This window comes from Aliivibrio sp. 1S128 (assembly GCF_001691065.1).
Classification (GTDB): domain Bacteria; phylum Pseudomonadota; class Gammaproteobacteria; order Enterobacterales; family Vibrionaceae; genus Aliivibrio.
On sequence record NZ_MAJV01000069.1, the window covers coordinates 1 to 15739 of the forward strand.

General features: G+C 41.7%; 18 protein-coding genes. All 18 read left to right on the forward strand.

Annotated features, from left to right (window positions below; translation table 11 throughout):
• Window positions 1-223 precede the first annotated feature (223 nt).
• The 18 genes from eutS to eutH all read left to right on the forward strand — a co-directional run bounded on the left by eutS (window position 224) and on the right by eutH (window position 15657).
• The gene (gene eutS / locus A6E03_RS09245; RefSeq protein WP_065600786.1) at window positions 224-574 is read left to right on the forward strand and encodes an ethanolamine utilization microcompartment protein EutS; all 351 of its coding nucleotides are present in this window, start codon (window positions 224-226) and stop codon (window positions 572-574) included.
• Between the two features lies 1 nt (window position 575).
• Window positions 576-1031 carry a EutP/PduV family microcompartment system protein gene (locus tag A6E03_RS09250; RefSeq protein ID WP_065600703.1) on the forward strand — a complete coding sequence of 152 codons (456 nt, stop codon included), beginning with the start codon at window positions 576-578 and terminating at the stop codon, window positions 1029-1031.
• Between the two features lie 45 nt (window positions 1032-1076).
• Window positions 1077-1769, forward strand: coding sequence for an ethanolamine utilization acetate kinase EutQ (gene eutQ / locus A6E03_RS09255; RefSeq protein WP_065600704.1), 693 nt, complete (start codon window positions 1077-1079; stop codon window positions 1767-1769).
• Window positions 1770-1771: 2 nt separating this feature from the next.
• Complete coding sequence (gene eutT / locus A6E03_RS09260; protein WP_065600705.1) at window positions 1772-2629, forward strand: ethanolamine utilization cob(I)yrinic acid a,c-diamide adenosyltransferase EutT; 858 nt, start codon at window positions 1772-1774, stop codon at window positions 2627-2629.
• A complete protein-coding gene (gene pta / locus A6E03_RS09265) occupies window positions 2616-3587 on the forward strand; it encodes a phosphate acetyltransferase (protein ID WP_065600706.1) in 972 nt (323 codons plus the stop codon). Before eutT ends, pta begins: the two co-directional genes overlap by 14 nt.
• A gap of 39 nt (window positions 3588-3626) precedes the next feature.
• Complete coding sequence (eutM, locus tag A6E03_RS09270) at window positions 3627-3956, forward strand: ethanolamine utilization microcompartment protein EutM (RefSeq protein ID WP_065600707.1); 330 nt, start codon at window positions 3627-3629, stop codon at window positions 3954-3956.
• A gap of 24 nt (window positions 3957-3980) precedes the next feature.
• On the forward strand, window positions 3981-4262 hold the full coding sequence (eutM, locus tag A6E03_RS09275; RefSeq protein WP_065600708.1) for an ethanolamine utilization microcompartment protein EutM: 282 nt from the start codon (window positions 3981-3983) through the stop codon (window positions 4260-4262).
• A 55-nt stretch (window positions 4263-4317) separates the two neighbouring features.
• Window positions 4318-4611 carry a EutN/CcmL family microcompartment protein gene (locus A6E03_RS09280; protein ID WP_065600709.1) on the forward strand — a complete coding sequence of 98 codons (294 nt, stop codon included), beginning with the start codon at window positions 4318-4320 and terminating at the stop codon, window positions 4609-4611.
• Window positions 4612-4641: 30 nt separating this feature from the next.
• Window positions 4642-6060: an aldehyde dehydrogenase family protein gene (locus tag A6E03_RS09285; protein ID WP_065600710.1), complete on the forward strand. Its 1419-nt coding sequence runs from the start codon at window positions 4642-4644 to the stop codon at window positions 6058-6060.
• 3 nt (window positions 6061-6063) lie between these two features.
• Window positions 6064-6903, forward strand: coding sequence for an ethanolamine utilization protein EutJ (gene eutJ, locus A6E03_RS09290; protein WP_065600711.1), 840 nt, complete (start codon window positions 6064-6066; stop codon window positions 6901-6903).
• Window positions 6904-6906: 3 nt separating this feature from the next.
• Window positions 6907-8151, forward strand: a complete 1245-nt coding sequence (locus A6E03_RS09295) for an iron-containing alcohol dehydrogenase family protein (protein WP_065600712.1) — start codon at window positions 6907-6909, stop codon at window positions 8149-8151.
• Window positions 8151-9581 carry an ethanolamine ammonia-lyase reactivating factor EutA gene (locus tag A6E03_RS09300; RefSeq protein ID WP_065600713.1) on the forward strand — a complete coding sequence of 477 codons (1431 nt, stop codon included), beginning with the start codon at window positions 8151-8153 and terminating at the stop codon, window positions 9579-9581. Before A6E03_RS09295 ends, A6E03_RS09300 begins: the two co-directional genes overlap by 1 nt.
• A gap of 14 nt (window positions 9582-9595) precedes the next feature.
• A complete protein-coding gene (locus A6E03_RS09305; protein WP_065600714.1) occupies window positions 9596-10960 on the forward strand; it encodes an ethanolamine ammonia-lyase subunit EutB in 1365 nt (454 codons plus the stop codon).
• 10 nt (window positions 10961-10970) lie between these two features.
• The gene (gene eutC / locus A6E03_RS09310; RefSeq protein ID WP_065600715.1) at window positions 10971-11867 is read left to right on the forward strand and encodes an ethanolamine ammonia-lyase subunit EutC; all 897 of its coding nucleotides are present in this window, start codon (window positions 10971-10973) and stop codon (window positions 11865-11867) included.
• A 13-nt stretch (window positions 11868-11880) separates the two neighbouring features.
• A complete protein-coding gene (gene eutL, locus A6E03_RS09315; protein WP_065600716.1) occupies window positions 11881-12537 on the forward strand; it encodes an ethanolamine utilization microcompartment protein EutL in 657 nt (218 codons plus the stop codon).
• Window positions 12538-12552: 15 nt separating this feature from the next.
• The gene (locus A6E03_RS09320) at window positions 12553-13914 is read left to right on the forward strand and encodes a 4Fe-4S dicluster domain-containing protein (protein ID WP_065600717.1); all 1362 of its coding nucleotides are present in this window, start codon (window positions 12553-12555) and stop codon (window positions 13912-13914) included.
• A gap of 12 nt (window positions 13915-13926) precedes the next feature.
• Window positions 13927-14475 carry a BMC domain-containing protein gene (locus tag A6E03_RS09325; RefSeq protein ID WP_065600718.1) on the forward strand — a complete coding sequence of 183 codons (549 nt, stop codon included), beginning with the start codon at window positions 13927-13929 and terminating at the stop codon, window positions 14473-14475.
• Window positions 14476-14538: 63 nt separating this feature from the next.
• Window positions 14539-15657, forward strand: a complete 1119-nt coding sequence (eutH, locus tag A6E03_RS09330; protein WP_065600719.1) for an ethanolamine utilization protein EutH — start codon at window positions 14539-14541, stop codon at window positions 15655-15657.
• Window positions 15658-15739 lie beyond the last annotated feature (82 nt).

Here is a 15739-nt window from a genome sequence, read left to right on the forward strand (position 1 = left end):
AAATAAATAATAAATACTTATTTTAAATGGATGTTAACGATAAATGTTTATTACTGTTTAATATCACATACTCAATACTATTTATAAATACGTTATAAATAATGATTTGTGATTAAGATCATAAGTAATATATTTAAATATAAATAATGAACTTTACTTGATTGCCTATTTAATACTTTGGGGGTAGATTGATTGTAAGTTGAATTTACAAATATTTATTATTATGCTTGATCTTACATCTGGAAAAGAAAGAATAATTCAAGAGTTTGTTCCAGGAAAGCAAGTTACTTTAGCTCACTTAATTGCAAACCCAACCGAAGAGTTATGTGAAAGAGTTGGCGTAGAGAGTAGTGGTGCTATTGGAATATTGACGTTAACTCCCGGAGAAACATCAATAATTGCAGGTGATATAGCAACAAAAGCGGCGAATGTGCATATCGGCTTCCTAGACCGATTTTCTGGAGCATTAGTTATTACAGGATCTGTAGCAGCAGTGGATGAATCACTACAAACCGTTTGTGATGTTTTAAATAGAACGCTGTCTTACAATAGTTGTACAATAACAAGAACATAATATGGAAAAACAAAATTTAGATAATGTTGTTTTTGTTGGAGAGGTTGATGCAGGTAAATCGGCATTAGTTGACAAATTAGTTAATATAGAAATAAATACAGGTAAAACACAATCTCCTATATTTTATCCAGGAAAGGTTATTGATACTCCAGGAGAGTTCATTGATAAGCGATCGTTAAATGGCGCGTTATTAACAACAATTTGTAATATTAAATCTATTGTTTTATTACAACCAGCCAATGGAAAACAATTTGCACCACCCAATGGATTACTGAATGTGTATCCAAATAAAAATATTATTGGTGTTATTAGTAAAGTTGATGAAGTTGATGCTGATATTGAACATGCCAAAAAATTATTTAGACAAAATAGAATTCCAGAGCCTTATTTTGAAGTTTCTATTTTTGACCAAGATTCGATAGATAAACTTTCTCACTATTTATTATCACTGCAGTAATTTTTACTGGAGTGATGTTGTGAAAACGGATAAGGAAGTGACGTTATGAAACAACTAATTTCTGCTGCGGATATTCGACAAGCAAAGTCAGATAAAAAGGCCTACCTTGTTGCACCCGTAAAAGAATTTATTATTACTCCAGAAGCTCGTGAAGTAGCAAAAGTAGAAGGTATTGAATTATTAGATGCCTCTCCAGTTGTTGCTCCTGCTCCAGTCTCAATTACTGTGCCAGTAGTGTCTGAACCTGTTGTCGGTCAAAGCCAGTTAATTCAAGCTGAAATTGAAGCGAAATTATCAGGTGTTGATGCTGCAAAAAGTGCTGAAATCCAAAAGTTAATTGCAGCAGCAATGGCTAATTTTAATCAAAATCTACCAGCGTCTCCTCGTCAAATTAACGATGATGGCATCGTACTTATTCACGGTAATGCGGTGAAGTTAGATGTCTTTGATGGGGCACCAGGAAAAAACATTGGATTAACCGATGTTATTGGAGCCAAAGAAGGCAGCAACATGGGCGTAGGTTATATGGGATGGGAAAATGCATTCTTCCCATGGACGTTAACTTACGATGAAGTCAATGTGGTACTTGAAGGTGAGCTTCACGTAAAAACGGCGTCTGGAACGACCATTGCAAAGCCAGGCGAAGTTATTTTTATCCCTAAAAACAGCACTGTTGAATTCGGTACGCCAACTCATGTTCGTTACGTCTACATTACTTACCCTGTTGAGTGGTTGTAACTATGAACACGCAAAGTATACCTAAGTTTATTACTGAAGATTATTTGAAACAGTATTTTGGTATGCGACAAAATGGTGAAATTCAATTAGAACCAGGAACGCGTTTTACCCCTGCCGCTCAACAAATGTTGATTGAAAGAAAAATATCAGTTCGTTGGCGTGATGAGAAAGGGCAAGTATTTGTCGAGAAAGGAGTGTCAGGTGCTGATATCTCTGAATTTGAGAAAGTACACCCTTTAAAAAGTAACAATATTCGACCTGAAAACAGCTGCGTTTTGTGTCATTCCAATGTGGGTAAAAAGCCGTCTTTAATGACGCACCTTGATGACAAAATGCTAGTGCCTAAAACACACCCTCGTATTGTATTACGAGGAAAATTAGATGCCTGCATTAGCTACTGCGTGGTTGTTCAATGTGAAATGGAACAGCAACCAAAAATCTTAACGTGTTTTATGGCTGATATTCGGTCTTATTTAGGTCAAATTTTGCAATCTGAAGTCACAAGTCAACCATTGCCAGAGCTTAATCTGGGTGAGTTTGATGCCTCTGTTATTCATCACTGGTCGCACAACCCATTAAAGTACCTTGGGCATGATCATATGTTGCCTGATGTGAGTTATGGAAAGTTAGTCGCAGAGTTGAACTATTTACGTGCATTAGTACGTGAATTAGAGGTCACAGCAATTGATACGTTTCTTGATCAAAGCATGCAATTAACCAGTAATGGGGTTAATCGAGACGATCTTGTTGCGGGGTTAAATCGCCTGTCTAGTGCGGTGTATGTTGTCATGATTCTCGTGTGGCAACATCTTAATGGGCATGAATTATTGTTGAAAGGTTTATCAAATGAAGTTACTTGATAAGTGCCGAGAATCTTGCTTAAAGCAACCTAAACGCATTGTTTTTCCAGATTCGAACGACATTCGTTTGTTGCATGCTGCGAACGATTTAAAACAAGCCGGTCTTGCTGAACCTATTTTATTAGGAAGCCCACACTTATTGCGAGATTACGCCCATAACAGTGGCATTGCTATGCCTTGTTTAACCGTGTTGTCGCCTGAGTTTTCGGGTTGTTTTGATGAAATGGTAACACGCTATATTGCCAAGCAGCGTAAACCAATGGCGCGTGATGTCGCGATTGAGTTACTTAAACTGCCGCTCAATTTTGCCATGATGATGGTTGAGCAAGGTTATGCCGACATTTGTATTGCAGGGAATCAATCCTCTACAGGGGATGTGATTAGAGCGTCATTGCGTGGTGTTGGTATTGCAGAAAAAACCAATACGGTATCGAGCTTTTTTATGATGCTGTCACCTGATGGGGGAAACACCTTTGCTTTTTCAGATGCAGGGGTGATTCCATTACCAACAGCAGAACAGTTGGCAGATATTGCGATTGATACAGCACGTAATTATCAACGTCTTACCGGTGTTGAACCACGTGTCGCTATGCTGTCTTTTTCAACCAAAGGTAGTGCGAAGCACGCAACTGTTAACCATGTAATTGAAGCCACTAATATGGTGCGAGAGCGTGCGCCAGATTTAATCATTGATGGCGAAATTCAATTTGATGCGGCGATGGTTCCCGCGATAGCTTCACAAAAAATGCCCGGGAGTCAACTGGAAGGTACTGCAAATGTGTTTATCTTTCCATCTTTGAATGCGGGTAATATTGCTTACAAAGTGGCGCAGCGTTTAGGCGGATATATTGCGTTGGGCCCAATGTTACAAGGGTTAGCAGGTTCGGTGCATGACTTATCAAGAGGGTGCAGTGCCGACGATATTGTAGACATCTCTTTATTGGCCTCTAACCTCTGATTTGATTAATTTAACTGACTGAAATTTAAAGGAAATAAAATGGAAGCTCTGGGTATTATTGAAACAAAAGGCCTTACTGCTCTTATTGAAGCCTCTGATGCGATGGTGAAAGCCGCACGCGTAGAGTTAGTTGGCTATAAGCAAATTGGTTCAGGCATAGTGTCTGCCATTGTTCGTGGTGATGTTGCGGCCTGTAAAGCAGCAACAGATGCAGGAGCGGCAGCCGCGCAACGTTTGGGTGAAGTGGTAGCAGTACACGTTATCCCTCGCCCACACAGTGATTTAGAAGCCATTTTCCCTATCAAATTAGCAGAAAGTGCGCCAGACAAAGAAGCAACAGCGGCTAAATCAGCGCGTAATTCAAAATAACTATATTTTAATAAGGGTAGAAAAATGGATGCGTTAGGAATTTTAGAAACTAAAGGGTTAACGGCGTTGATTGAAGCGTCTGATGCTATGGTAAAAGCGGCTCGTGTTGAGTTAGTGGGTTATCAACAAATTGGTTCAGGTTATGTTGTTGCGCTTATCCGTGGTGATGTTGCTTCATGTAAAGCTGCGACAGATGCGGGTTCTGTGGTTGCTCAACGTTTAGGTGAATTAGTGGCAGTACACGTTATTCCACGTCCATCAAAAGACTTAGAGAAAGTATTTCCCATTACCTCTAAATCAAAATAACTGGTCCCCTTAGATTCATGGTGGATCTAGGGGGAACCTTTAGCAAGGAGATGTCATGAGAATAGCTCGTGTTATCGGTCATGTAATTGCAACCGTTCGTAGTCGAAACATGCAAATGGATAAATTGTGTTTGGTTGAGTTTGTAAACCCAAAAGGAAAAGCCACCGGTGAAGTTCACATTGCCATGGATCAGCTTGGTGCTGGTGAAGGGGAATGGGTAATGGTGGTTTCTGGTAGCTCTGCAAGAACGGCTTATTCTGGCTCTATTGACGGCTCTCCTGTTGATCTTTGTGTTGTTGGTATTATTGATGAAATTACTGCGGGCGGCGAGCGTTGCTACGGCAAATGATCGTTGTCGATGTGGTGGAGTATATTGAACATGGATCCAAAACAAATTGAAGAAATCGTAAAGCAGATTGTATTACAGCTGAATGGTAATACTCACACTGCTTTGGATCAGCAAGTCAGCCCTGAAATAGGAAATTATGGTGTGTTCCCAACCTTAGATGGTGCGGTTGCAGCAGCTAAAAAAGCACAGAAACAAATTCGCAGTGTGGCCTTACGTGATGAAATGATCACAGCAATTCGTCGAATGACGAAAAAATACGCTCAAGAACTGTCAGAAATGGCGGTCGAAGAAACGGGTTTTGGTCGTGTGGAAGACAAAATTAAAAAACATATTTTGGTTTCTCAGCGTACGCCGGGAACGGAAATATTATCTCCACAAGCCGCTTCTGGTGATATGGGTATGAGCTTAATGGAAAATGCACCTTGGGGTGTTATCGCGTCAGTTACCCCAAGTACAAATCCAAGCTGCACTGTTATTAATAATGCCATCAGTATGATTGCTGGCGGCAACGCTGTTGTATTTGCACCGCACCCTGCCGCAAAGAAAGTCTCTCAGTATGCTATTCAATTAGTGAATAAAGCGTGTGAAAGTGTAGGTGGCCCAAATGCAATGTGTACTACAGTAGCAACGCCTTCACTTGAAAATGCAGAAGCGTTATTTGTTTACCCTGGTATTAACTTATTGGTTGTGACAGGTGGTGATGCAGTGGTTGAAGCCGCTCGAAAAATTACGGATAAACGATTAATTGCAGCAGGGCCTGGTAATCCACCAGTTGTTGTTGATGAAACGGCAGACATTGAACGTGCGGCAGTTTCCATCGTTCAAGGTGCTTCTTTTGACAATAATATTGTGTGTGCAACAGAAAAAGAAATCATTGCAGTTGAGTCTATTGCGGATGAGTTAAAAGACGCAATGTGCCGAAATGGTGCGCATTTATTAACGTTAGATGAAGCCGAAGCCATAGCAGGAATCGTTTTGAAGGGCTATCCGGGTGATAAGCCATCAGCAAACCCTAAATGGGTGGGGCGTGATGCGGCTAAATTAGCTGCAGCCGCAGGTATTGATGTGCCTGAAGCGACGCGTTTGCTGATCTTTGAAGCGGACAAATCTCATGTATTTGCCGTTACAGAGCAGATGATGCCAATTTTACCGCTTATTCGAGCTGTTAATGCAGATCAAGCTATTGATTGGGCTGTTGAATTAGAGAATAACAATCGTCATACCGCGGCGATTCATTCTAAAAATATCGATGTGTTAACACGCATGGCGTATGAGATGGATTGCAGTTTGTTGGCGAAAAATGGCCCTTCTATAGCTGCGATTGGTGCGGGTGGTGAAGGATGGACAACCATGACCATTTCAACCCCAACAGGCGAAGGCGTGACAAACGCATTAACCTTTACTCGTAAGCGTCGTTGTACCGCCGTAAATTCATTTAGGATTGTATAAACCATGAAGACGGATTATCTCGCTAAAGCTAATGAAAACCTATTGATTATTGATGAGGTAGTGAATGATGAAACCCCATTTACCGCCCCAGAAAATGTCTTTATTGGGGTTGATTTAGGAACCGCAGACATCCAAACCGTCGTCATAAATGATCAAGGAACGCCGATAGCGGCGTTCCTTGATTGGGCTGATGTCGTAAGAGATGGCGTTGTTGTAGATTACGCAGGCGCATGCAGAATTGTGCGTAGCCAGTTGACTAAAGTACAAGAAAAATTAGGTATTGAACCTAAGGAAGTGATCACATCATATCCCCCCGGTACTGATCCAAGAATTTCGATTAATGTCGTGGAATCGGCGGGCGTCGTAGTTAGCCATGTGATTGATGAACCGTGCAGTGTTGCAGCATTATTACATATCAATAACGGCGCAGTTGTGGATGTGGGCGGAGGGACAACAGGTACTGCGATCATTGAAAATGGAGAATTGCAGTTTTCTTTGGATGAGCCTTCCGGTGGGCGTCATGTCAGCTTAACCATCGCTGGTGGATTAGGGGTTGATATGGAAGAGGCAGAATTATGTAAACGCCGCAGTCACGATGATCCAATAATTGCTGCGATGGCAAGACCTGTAATTGAAAAGATGTCGGATATTGTCGCAGGGCATATTTCAGGCCACCAACCTGAAGCGATTTACCTTACTGGTGGTGGCACGTTAATTAAAGGGTTCACTGATATTTTTAAACAAACGTTCCCAACGATTGAAATCATAGAATTGTCTCGTGCGTTATATTTAACCCCTCTAGCGATAGCGAGCTACGGGCTTGCATTGCAAGAAAAAGAGTAAATTATGGCAAACACTATATCATCTTCCACCATTGCAACAATCGTGACTCAAACATTACAGCAATGTCAGTTTAATACCAGTTTCACGTTTCGTTCTCCTGCTATCACGGTGACTGGGCCTTATTGCGTCAATCAATTAGGTGCTACACTTCATGAACTTGGGGCAAAGCACGTGCTATTGGTGGTAGATAAAATGGTGTGGCAATTAGGGCTAACCTCTAGTTGTGAAACTGCCATTGAATTAGCAGGATTAACGCTTACTTTATTCACCGATGTTCAAGGCGAACCAGACAGTGAATTAGTTGTAAAAGGCGTGGCAATGCTTAAGGCAAGTGGCGCTGATTTTGTCTTAGGTTTAGGTGGTGGTTCAGCACTGGATGCCGCCAAAGCCATTGCGGTATTGGGTGATTATAAAGGGGCATTGTCTGAATTTGTAGTTGGTGGTTTGGCGTCTCGAACTGTTGGATTAGGTGCTATTCCTACAACGGCAGGGACGGGATCTGAAGCAACCGATATTACCGTAATTAAAGACGTTGTTAATAACATCAAAGTCCCCGTTAAAGGACCCGCATTAGTGCCAGACTTGGCCTTGCTTGATCCTGCATTAATGCTTGGAGTGCCTTCTTCAATTACTGCGGCAACCGGGATAGATACGTTAACACATGCAATAGAAGCGTACACATCACGTCAATCAAATCCTCTTGCTCAGGCATATGCGTATCATTCTATTGAAATGGTAATTAAAGCCTTACCCGTCGCTGTTGGCTGTGGTGATGATATGGATATGCGTCATAGTATGGCGATAGCCGCTTATAAAGCAGGGCTATCATTCAGTAATTCTGGACTGGGTTTGGTACACGCAATTTCTCATCAAATAGGGTCGTTTTACCATATTCCTCATGGTGTAGCGAACGCGATTTTATTGCCTTATGTAATGGTTTTTAATCGTTTATGTTGTGAAAACAGTTATGCAGAAATAGCCAAAGCATTGGGTGTTGATCGTGATTCAATGACAAAGAGAGAACTCTGTCAGGCGGCAATTTTGAGAGTAAGACAATTAATTATTGATTTGGGCTTACCCACCTCGTTAGCGGGTTTTGAGGTGAATCCAACGGATTTTACAACGATAGCAGAACAAGCCATGTCCGATATTTGTTTAACTGGCACACCTCGTCAAGTGAATGCACTGCAAATAGTCAGCTTACTGGAGCTTGCGTTCGTGGGCGACTTGGAAATGGAAGGTAGCTAATGGAAAGAAAGATTATACAGAGTGTTGGGATTGATATTGGTACTACAACTACCCAAGTTATTTTTTCCACATTGACGGTTGTTAATCGAGCTCCTGCTTCTCAGGTGCCGATGTATGAGTTTATTGACCGTGAAATAAGTTACCAAAGCCCAGTTGAATTTACGCCGATCGCTCACGATGGGGTGATAGACGTAGTGGCATTGCGTCAGTTTATTGATCAGCAAATTACGTTAGCAGGGTTTGAGAAAAAAGGCGTAGAAACCGGTGCCATTATTATTACCGGTGAAACAGCCAAAGCCCATAATGCGCGCGATGCCATTATGGACCTATCCCATCAATTGGGTGATTTTGTGGTGGCTACGGCAGGGCCGAATTTAGAATCTATTATTGCGGGCCGTGGGAGTGGCGCACAAGAATATTCAGAAAAGAACCACGGCAAAGTCATCAACATTGATATTGGTGGTGGTACGTCAAATTACGTGGTTTTTAATAGTGGAAAAGTGGTTGATACCGCGTGCTTGAATATTGGCGGGCGCTTAGTGGAACTCAATGCTCAGGGAGAAGTGACTTACTTACACAAACCCGCAATTACCGTCATTAATGACTTGTTTGGTGAAGCGTTAAACCCAAGACAAATCAACCATGATTATTTAGTGCGTATTGTGGCTCGAATGGCGGATCTCATTGTAGAGATCCTTACTGGAAAGTTAACAGGATTAGCCGCTCGTTTATTACAAACACCAGAGCTAAAAGACATTGCCGATATTGATGCCATCTTTATCAGTGGTGGTGTGGGTGAGTGTTTTTATTCGCAACAACAAGGTGAGCAAAACACTATGCAATTTGGTGATGTTGGTCCTTTACTGGCAAGAGCCTTATTACGCCATCAAGAACTCGATAAATTTGTCGTTAAAAAGCCCAATCAAACCGTGAGAGCAACGGTTATTGGGGCTGGTGCGTATTCATTAACGTTATCGGGCTCGACGATTTGGTTAAACGCAGAAGCACTGCCTTTAAAGAATATTCCAGTGGTTCATCCATCGGTAGATTGGCTGCAAGATTTTCCTGATATTTGCAGTGAAATTGTGCTTGCCGCGGAGCGAATGGATTTAGGGTTATCAAATGATCACTACGCGATTTCTTTTGATGAGTCGATGCCGATTACTTATAAAGCAGTTCAACATCTTGCTCGTGAATTAGCGTTATTTTATGAGAAGCATGGTAACCATCATGTCATGTTTTTAGTGGTTTTGCATAACGACATAGGTAAGGCGTTAGGCATGGAACTGCAGCCGCTATTGGCCACAAATGCATTAAGTGTTATTGACGAAGTAGCGACTCATGAAGGGGACTACATCGATATTGGGAAAAGTTATTTCGGTGGAGAGATTGTACCGTTAACCGTTAAATCTCTTGCCTTTCCATCTTAATTAGGAAGTATTTTATGAAATTGAAAACGAGCCTGTTTGGTCAAAGCTATCAATTTAGAGACGTAAAAGATGTATTAGCAAAAGCATCGGAACTGCGCTCTGGTGATGTATTAGCAGGGATTGCTGCCGAGACGTCTCAAGAACGAATTGCGGCAAAACACGTGTTGTCTGAAATGACGTTGAATGATCTACGTGAAAACCCAGTGGTAAGTTATGAGTCAGATATTATTACGCGCATTAACCAAGATAGTTTGAATCGTTCGGTATTTGAAAGTATTAAAAACTGGACGGTCAGTGAGCTGCGTGAATACGTGTTGTCTGATGAACCAACCAGAGAAGACTATCAACGTTTACGCAAAGGTCTGACGGCTGAAATGGTGTCGGCAGCAGCAAAATTAAGTTCAAACAGTGATTTGATGTATGGCGGTAAAAAATTAACGGTAGTGACAAAAGCGAATGCAACCGTTGGCCTTCCTGGGCGTTTTAGTTGTCGCCTTCAACCGAATGACACTCGCGATAACGTGAGCTCTATTTTAGCGCAAACGTATGAAGGCCTTTCGTTTGGTTGTGGTGATGCGGTGATAGGAATTAACCCTGTAACAGACAGTGTTGAAAACACCACGCAAATGCTGAATGCCATTCAAGAAGTGATCACCAAGTTTGATATACCCACTCAACCTTGTGTATTAGCGCATATTACCACTCAAATGGAAGCCGTTCGTAAAGGTGCTCCTGCGGGTCTGCTATTCCAAAGTATTGCGGGATCAGAGAAAGGGCTAAATGAATTTGGTGTGAGTGTTGAGATGCTGGATGAAGCTTATGAAATTGGTAAGCAATACAGCAACTTGGCAGGCGAAAATATGATGTACTTTGAAACAGGTCAAGGTTCTGCCTTATCTGCTAATGCGCATAATGGTGCCGATCAAATGACCATGGAAGCGCGTTGTTATGCCCTTGCTCAACGTTACAATCCACATTTGGTTAACACAGTAGTCGGATTTATTGGGCCTGAGTATTTGTATAACCATCAACAGATCATTCGTGCTGGTTTAGAAGACCACTTCATGGGTAAGTTATCAGGAATGCCAATGGGTTGTGATGCGTGCTACACCAACCATGCAGATACTGATCAAAACTCGAATGAAAACTTATTGGTATTACTGGCCGCGTCAGGTGTGAATTTTGTGATTGGTATGCCTATGGGTGATGACATTATGTTGAATTACCAAACAACGGCATTTCATGACACAGCGACCGCTCGCCAATTATTGAATTTACGTCCTGCTCCAGAATTTGAAGCGTGGATGGAAACCATGGGATTAATGGAAAATGGACGCCTAACAGCAAAAGCAGGCGATCCGTCAATTTTCTTTAAGTAAGGGATAGGTAATGAACGATCAAAATATTCAAAGCATTGTCGCGACGGTATTAGCCCAGCTTGGCGAAACCAATATTCAGCCATCAACCATCACAAAAATTGTTGATGATTCCGTTAATGCCATTAACCAATCTCCAATCGGTGATGATTCTTTGCCCGATCTTGGTGAACTGCGCTTTAAAAAATGGAACGGCGTTAAAAATGCAGCTGATCCAAAAATTGTCGATGACTTAATGGGTCAAACCAATGCACGTATGGGAACTGGTCGTGCAGGCCCTCGTCCTCGTACCGTAGCATTATTGCGTTTCTTAGCGGATCACTCTCGCTCTAAAGATACCGTTATTAAAAACGTAGAATCTTCTTGGTTACAAGAACGAAATTTAATTGAAGTTCAAACGTGTGCCATTGATAAAGACCAATATTTAACACGCCCTGATTTAGGACGTAAGTTAAATGATGAAGCAAAAACGATACTTAAAGATCAATGTAAGCAAGCACCTCAAGTGCAAGTTGTGTTATCTGATGGTTTGAGTTTGGATGCGGTAACAAGCAACCACGGTGAAATTTTACCTGCGTTATTAAACGGTCTTAAAAATGCAGGGTTAGATGTGGGTACGCCTTTCTTCTTACGCTATGGACGAGTAAAAGCGCAAGATGAAATTGGCATGTTATTGAATGCAAAAGTTAATGTTTTATTGATAGGTGAGCGTCCGGGATTAGGCCAATCTGAATCATTAAGTTGTTATGCCATTTATAACCCAACAGAAAATACCGTTGAATCGGATCGTACGGTTATCTCAAATATTCACGCAGGAGGCACTCCACCAGTAGAAGCCGCTGCCGTGATCGTTGATTTAGTCAAAGAGATGATCGCTAAACAAGCTAGTGGCATTAATTTAAAGCGTTAACAGGAGAGTAACTATGGCTATTTATGACAAGATTCAACCATCAGTGTTAGCAACACGAGTGATCGCTTCTGTTGACGCCGTTTATAAAGAAAAATTAGGCTTGAAAGACCATCATAACAGCATTGGTTTAATTACAGCCGATTGCGATGATGTAACTTATTGTGCGTTAGATGAAGCCACTAAAGCGGCAAATGTGGAAGTGGTTTATGCCAAATCCTTTTATGCAGGTGCTGCTCATTCTTCAGGCCCAACCTCTGGTGAAGTTATCGGAATTATTGCGGCGACCAATCCTGCGGATGTTATTGCAGGGCTTGAAAGAGTTAAGTCATACATTGAATTTGAAGCGGGTTTTCAGTGTGCCAATGAAGCGGGAGATATTGCCTATTTTGCGCATTTAGTCTCATCAACTGGCACGTTTTTATCTCAAGAAGCAGGGGTAGGAACAGGGGAAGCTCTCGCGTATTTAATTGCACCGCCACTTGAAGCTATGGTTGGGTTAGACGCAGCCCTAAAAGCGGCTGATGTGACTTTGGTGAATTTATTTGCTCCCCCATCAGAAACAAACTTTGGTGGTGGTCATTTAACAGGGTCTCAAGCCGCGTGCCGGGCAGCGTGTGAGGCATTTGAAGCCGCAGTGATTGATGTTGCCCGCAACCCTATTGCAAACTGATTTTAGGAGTAGTCGATGAATCCGTTGTTAAAACAGGTTCAAGACAGTGGTGTTATTGGCGCAGGTGGGGCAGGATTCCCCACTTACGTTAAGCTAGACTGTCAGGTGGATATGATCTTAGCGAATGGTGCAGAGTGTGAACCTTTATTATATAAAGATCAGGTTCTTATGCAGCGTTGGACGAGTGACTTTTTTGGCGGAATGCTGCTTGCTATGCAAGAAGTAGGGGCAAGCTGTGGCGTTATTGGGATTAAAAAGAAAAACACAGATACCATTGCCATACTTGAAGCGACATTACCTAATACGATTGTTTTATGTTTGATGGATGATGTGTATCCCGCAGGGGATGAAGTTGAATTAGTTTACAAAGCGACAGGTAAACGCATTCCTTCTGGAGGCTTACCAAAAGACATTGGTGTGATGGTGAATAACATTGAATCGTTTATCAATGTGTTTCGAGCGTCAAAGAATATTGCGGTTACAGAAACCATGATCACCGTTCATGGTGAAGTGGTTACTCCTTACACGGCTTGGCTTCCAATTGGTATTACTTACCAAGAGGCGATAGATTTAGCGGGAGGGGTGACTTGCCACGATTTTGTGGTGGTTGAGGGTGGCCCTATGATGGGGTCGGTCACGGAGGATTTATCTCAACCTGTGACCAAAATATCGAGTGGCTTACTTGTGTTACCAAAAACAAACCGAGTGGCTCGTATTAAACAACGCAGTGAAAAAGATTTACTTCGTATTGGTAAGGCGGCCTGTGATCAATGCAGATTATGCAGTTCAATGTGCCCAAGAGGTTTGCTTGGTTATCCAATTCAGCCTCATTTAGCTATGCGTTCGTTGCAAGTGTCTGGTGTAAATAACTTACCTGACGCATTGGCAGCGCAAGCGTGCAGCGGATGCAACTTATGTACAATGTGGTCGTGCCCTGAAGGGCTAGACCCAAGTCGAGTATGTGGTATAACAAAAAGAACCCTGCGAGATAATAATCAATTACTTACTCCAGTTCAATTACAAGAAAGAACCATTGATGTTCATCCATTAAGGGAATATCGAGGTGTGCCAACTAAGCGTTTAGTTCGTCGTTTAGAATTAACTGATTATATTCATATTAAAGCGGAATTCATTGAGTTTGATGAATTGAAAAATCAAACGTCAACAAAAATACCAGTCAATATAAATCAAGTCACTATTCCTTTATCTCAACATATTGGTAAGCCTGCGGTAGCAATAGTTAAGGTAGGTGATAGTGTGAAAAAAGGTCAAATTATTGGTCAGGCAGCCCCTGATGCATTAAGTGTTTCTGTGCATTCAAGTATTGATGGCACCGTTATTTCAGTGGATAACGTTATTGTTATCAAACGAATTTAGAAAGAGATCGTGATGTTAACTTCAATAGGTTGTATCGAATTAAATTCAATAGCTCGTGGTTTTTTAGTCTCTGATGCGATGTTAAAATCGGCAAATATAGATATTTTATTTAACCGAACTATTTGTCCCGGAAAATTCATGATTATGGTGGCTGGTGATGTCGCTTCCGTTAATGCCGCGATTGATACTGGGTTGCGAATTGGGGGTGGTGAAGTTGTGGATGACTTGGTTATTGCGAATGTTCATCCTGATGTATTTCCTGCTATTTCAGGAACGAGAGTGGTAGAAAAAACAGGGGCATTAGGCATTGTTGAAACCTTCTCTGTTGCTGCCATTGTAGAGGCTGCAGATGCGGCAGTAAAAGCGGCTAATGTGGAGTTATTAGAAGTTCACATGGCGATGGCGATTGGTGGGAAAGGATTTGTGACGTTAACCGGAGATGTTGCGTCAGTACAAGCCGCCGTTGATGCCGCTGCAGAAAGAATAAAAGGAAAAGGCGTACTGGTAGATAAAGTGGTAATTGCCCAACCCTCGAAAGAGATTTTACAAGGTACGATTTAGTTTATTAATGATTAACACGTTGATTTTTAAATATTTGCATATCATTTTTTAGGGAAAAATATCATGAATGACATTATTATATACATTATGGTCGGCTTTATGATTCTGGGTGCGGTTGATAAAGCACTTGGAAATCGTTGGGGGTATGGCGAAAAGTTTGATGAAGGTTTCATGGCAATGGGTGCGTTGGCATTAGCTATGGTTGGTGTGGTTAGTTTAGCGCCTGTGCTTGCAACGTTACTTAGTCCTGTAGTTGTGCCTTTGTATACCGTTTTTGGTGCTGATCCCGCTATGTTTGCAGGCACGTTATTAGCGAATGATATGGGAGGTTACCCATTAGCAATGAGTATGGCTCAAACACCAGAAGCGGGTAACTTTGCAGGGCTAATTTTAGGCTCAATGATGGGGCCAACGATTGTGTTTACCATTCCTGTCGCGTTGGGCATTATCAATAAAGAAGATACGCCTTTTCTTGCTCGTGGTGTATTAATTGGCTTAACGACTATTCCTGTAGGTTGCTTGGTTGGTGGCTTATTTGCAGGGTTTGATTTAGCGATGATCTTAGGCAATCTTGTTCCTATTGTTATTGTAGCAGGGTTAATCGCCGTCGGTTTATGGCTAAAACCAGACGCGATGATCCGTGGGTTTGAAGTTTTTGGTAAAGGTGTTATTGCGATAATTACCTTAGCCTTGGCTGCCATTGTGGTTGAAACCTTAACAGGGTTTGTTGTTATTCCGGGTATGGCACCAATTTCGGATGGTATTGAAATTATTGGTTCAATTGCGATTGTTTTAGCAGGTGCGTTCCCGATGGTTCATTTCATAACTAAGCATTTTAATAAGCCATTAATTAAGCTTGGCCGTGCGATGGGCATGGGTGAAACTGCAGCAGCGGGTTTGGTGGCAACATTAGCCAACAGCATTGCAATGTTTAATATCTTAAAAGACATGGATAACCGTGGAAAAATCATTAACGTTGCCTTTGCCGTGTGTGCTTCTTTCGCTTTTGGTGATCACCTTGGTTTCACTGCTGCTGTGAATAGTGATTTAATTTCAGCGGTAGTATTAGGTAAATTGGTTGGTGGTGTGTCGGCCTTATTTATTGCGGTATACGTAACACGTAATATGAACGTGGCTGAAAAATTAGAAACAGAAGATAAAGCAGAAGAAAAAATAGCGTAGATTATCGTCTACCTTAAATATAGGTAATAAAAAAGCCAAACAAGGTTATCCCTGTTTGGCTTTTTTGTAACTTAATTTTTTA

Coding starts and splice junctions, on each gene's coding strand:
- A6E03_RS09300 (WP_065600713.1), top strand. CDS start 8,151: ATGGAAAGAAAGATTATACAGAGTGTTGGGATTGATATTGGTACTACA.
- eutM (WP_065600708.1), top strand. CDS start 3,981: ATGGATGCGTTAGGAATTTTAGAAACTAAAGGGTTAACGGCGTTGATT.
- A6E03_RS09325 (WP_065600718.1), top strand. CDS start 13,927: ATGTTAACTTCAATAGGTTGTATCGAATTAAATTCAATAGCTCGTGGT.
- A6E03_RS09295 (WP_065600712.1), top strand. CDS start 6,907: ATGGCAAACACTATATCATCTTCCACCATTGCAACAATCGTGACTCAA.
- eutL (WP_065600716.1), top strand. CDS start 11,881: ATGGCTATTTATGACAAGATTCAACCATCAGTGTTAGCAACACGAGTG.
- eutC (WP_065600715.1), top strand. CDS start 10,971: ATGAACGATCAAAATATTCAAAGCATTGTCGCGACGGTATTAGCCCAG.
- A6E03_RS09285 (WP_065600710.1), top strand. CDS start 4,642: ATGGATCCAAAACAAATTGAAGAAATCGTAAAGCAGATTGTATTACAG.
- eutS (WP_065600786.1), top strand. CDS start 224: ATGCTTGATCTTACATCTGGAAAAGAAAGAATAATTCAAGAGTTTGTT.
- A6E03_RS09320 (WP_065600717.1), top strand. CDS start 12,553: ATGAATCCGTTGTTAAAACAGGTTCAAGACAGTGGTGTTATTGGCGCA.
- A6E03_RS09280 (WP_065600709.1), top strand. CDS start 4,318: ATGAGAATAGCTCGTGTTATCGGTCATGTAATTGCAACCGTTCGTAGT.
- pta (WP_065600706.1), top strand. CDS start 2,616: ATGAAGTTACTTGATAAGTGCCGAGAATCTTGCTTAAAGCAACCTAAA.
- eutJ (WP_065600711.1), top strand. CDS start 6,064: ATGAAGACGGATTATCTCGCTAAAGCTAATGAAAACCTATTGATTATT.
- eutT (WP_065600705.1), top strand. CDS start 1,772: ATGAACACGCAAAGTATACCTAAGTTTATTACTGAAGATTATTTGAAA.
- A6E03_RS09305 (WP_065600714.1), top strand. CDS start 9,596: ATGAAATTGAAAACGAGCCTGTTTGGTCAAAGCTATCAATTTAGAGAC.
- eutH (WP_065600719.1), top strand. CDS start 14,539: ATGAATGACATTATTATATACATTATGGTCGGCTTTATGATTCTGGGT.
- eutQ (WP_065600704.1), top strand. CDS start 1,077: ATGAAACAACTAATTTCTGCTGCGGATATTCGACAAGCAAAGTCAGAT.
- A6E03_RS09250 (WP_065600703.1), top strand. CDS start 576: ATGGAAAAACAAAATTTAGATAATGTTGTTTTTGTTGGAGAGGTTGAT.
- eutM (WP_065600707.1), top strand. CDS start 3,627: ATGGAAGCTCTGGGTATTATTGAAACAAAAGGCCTTACTGCTCTTATT.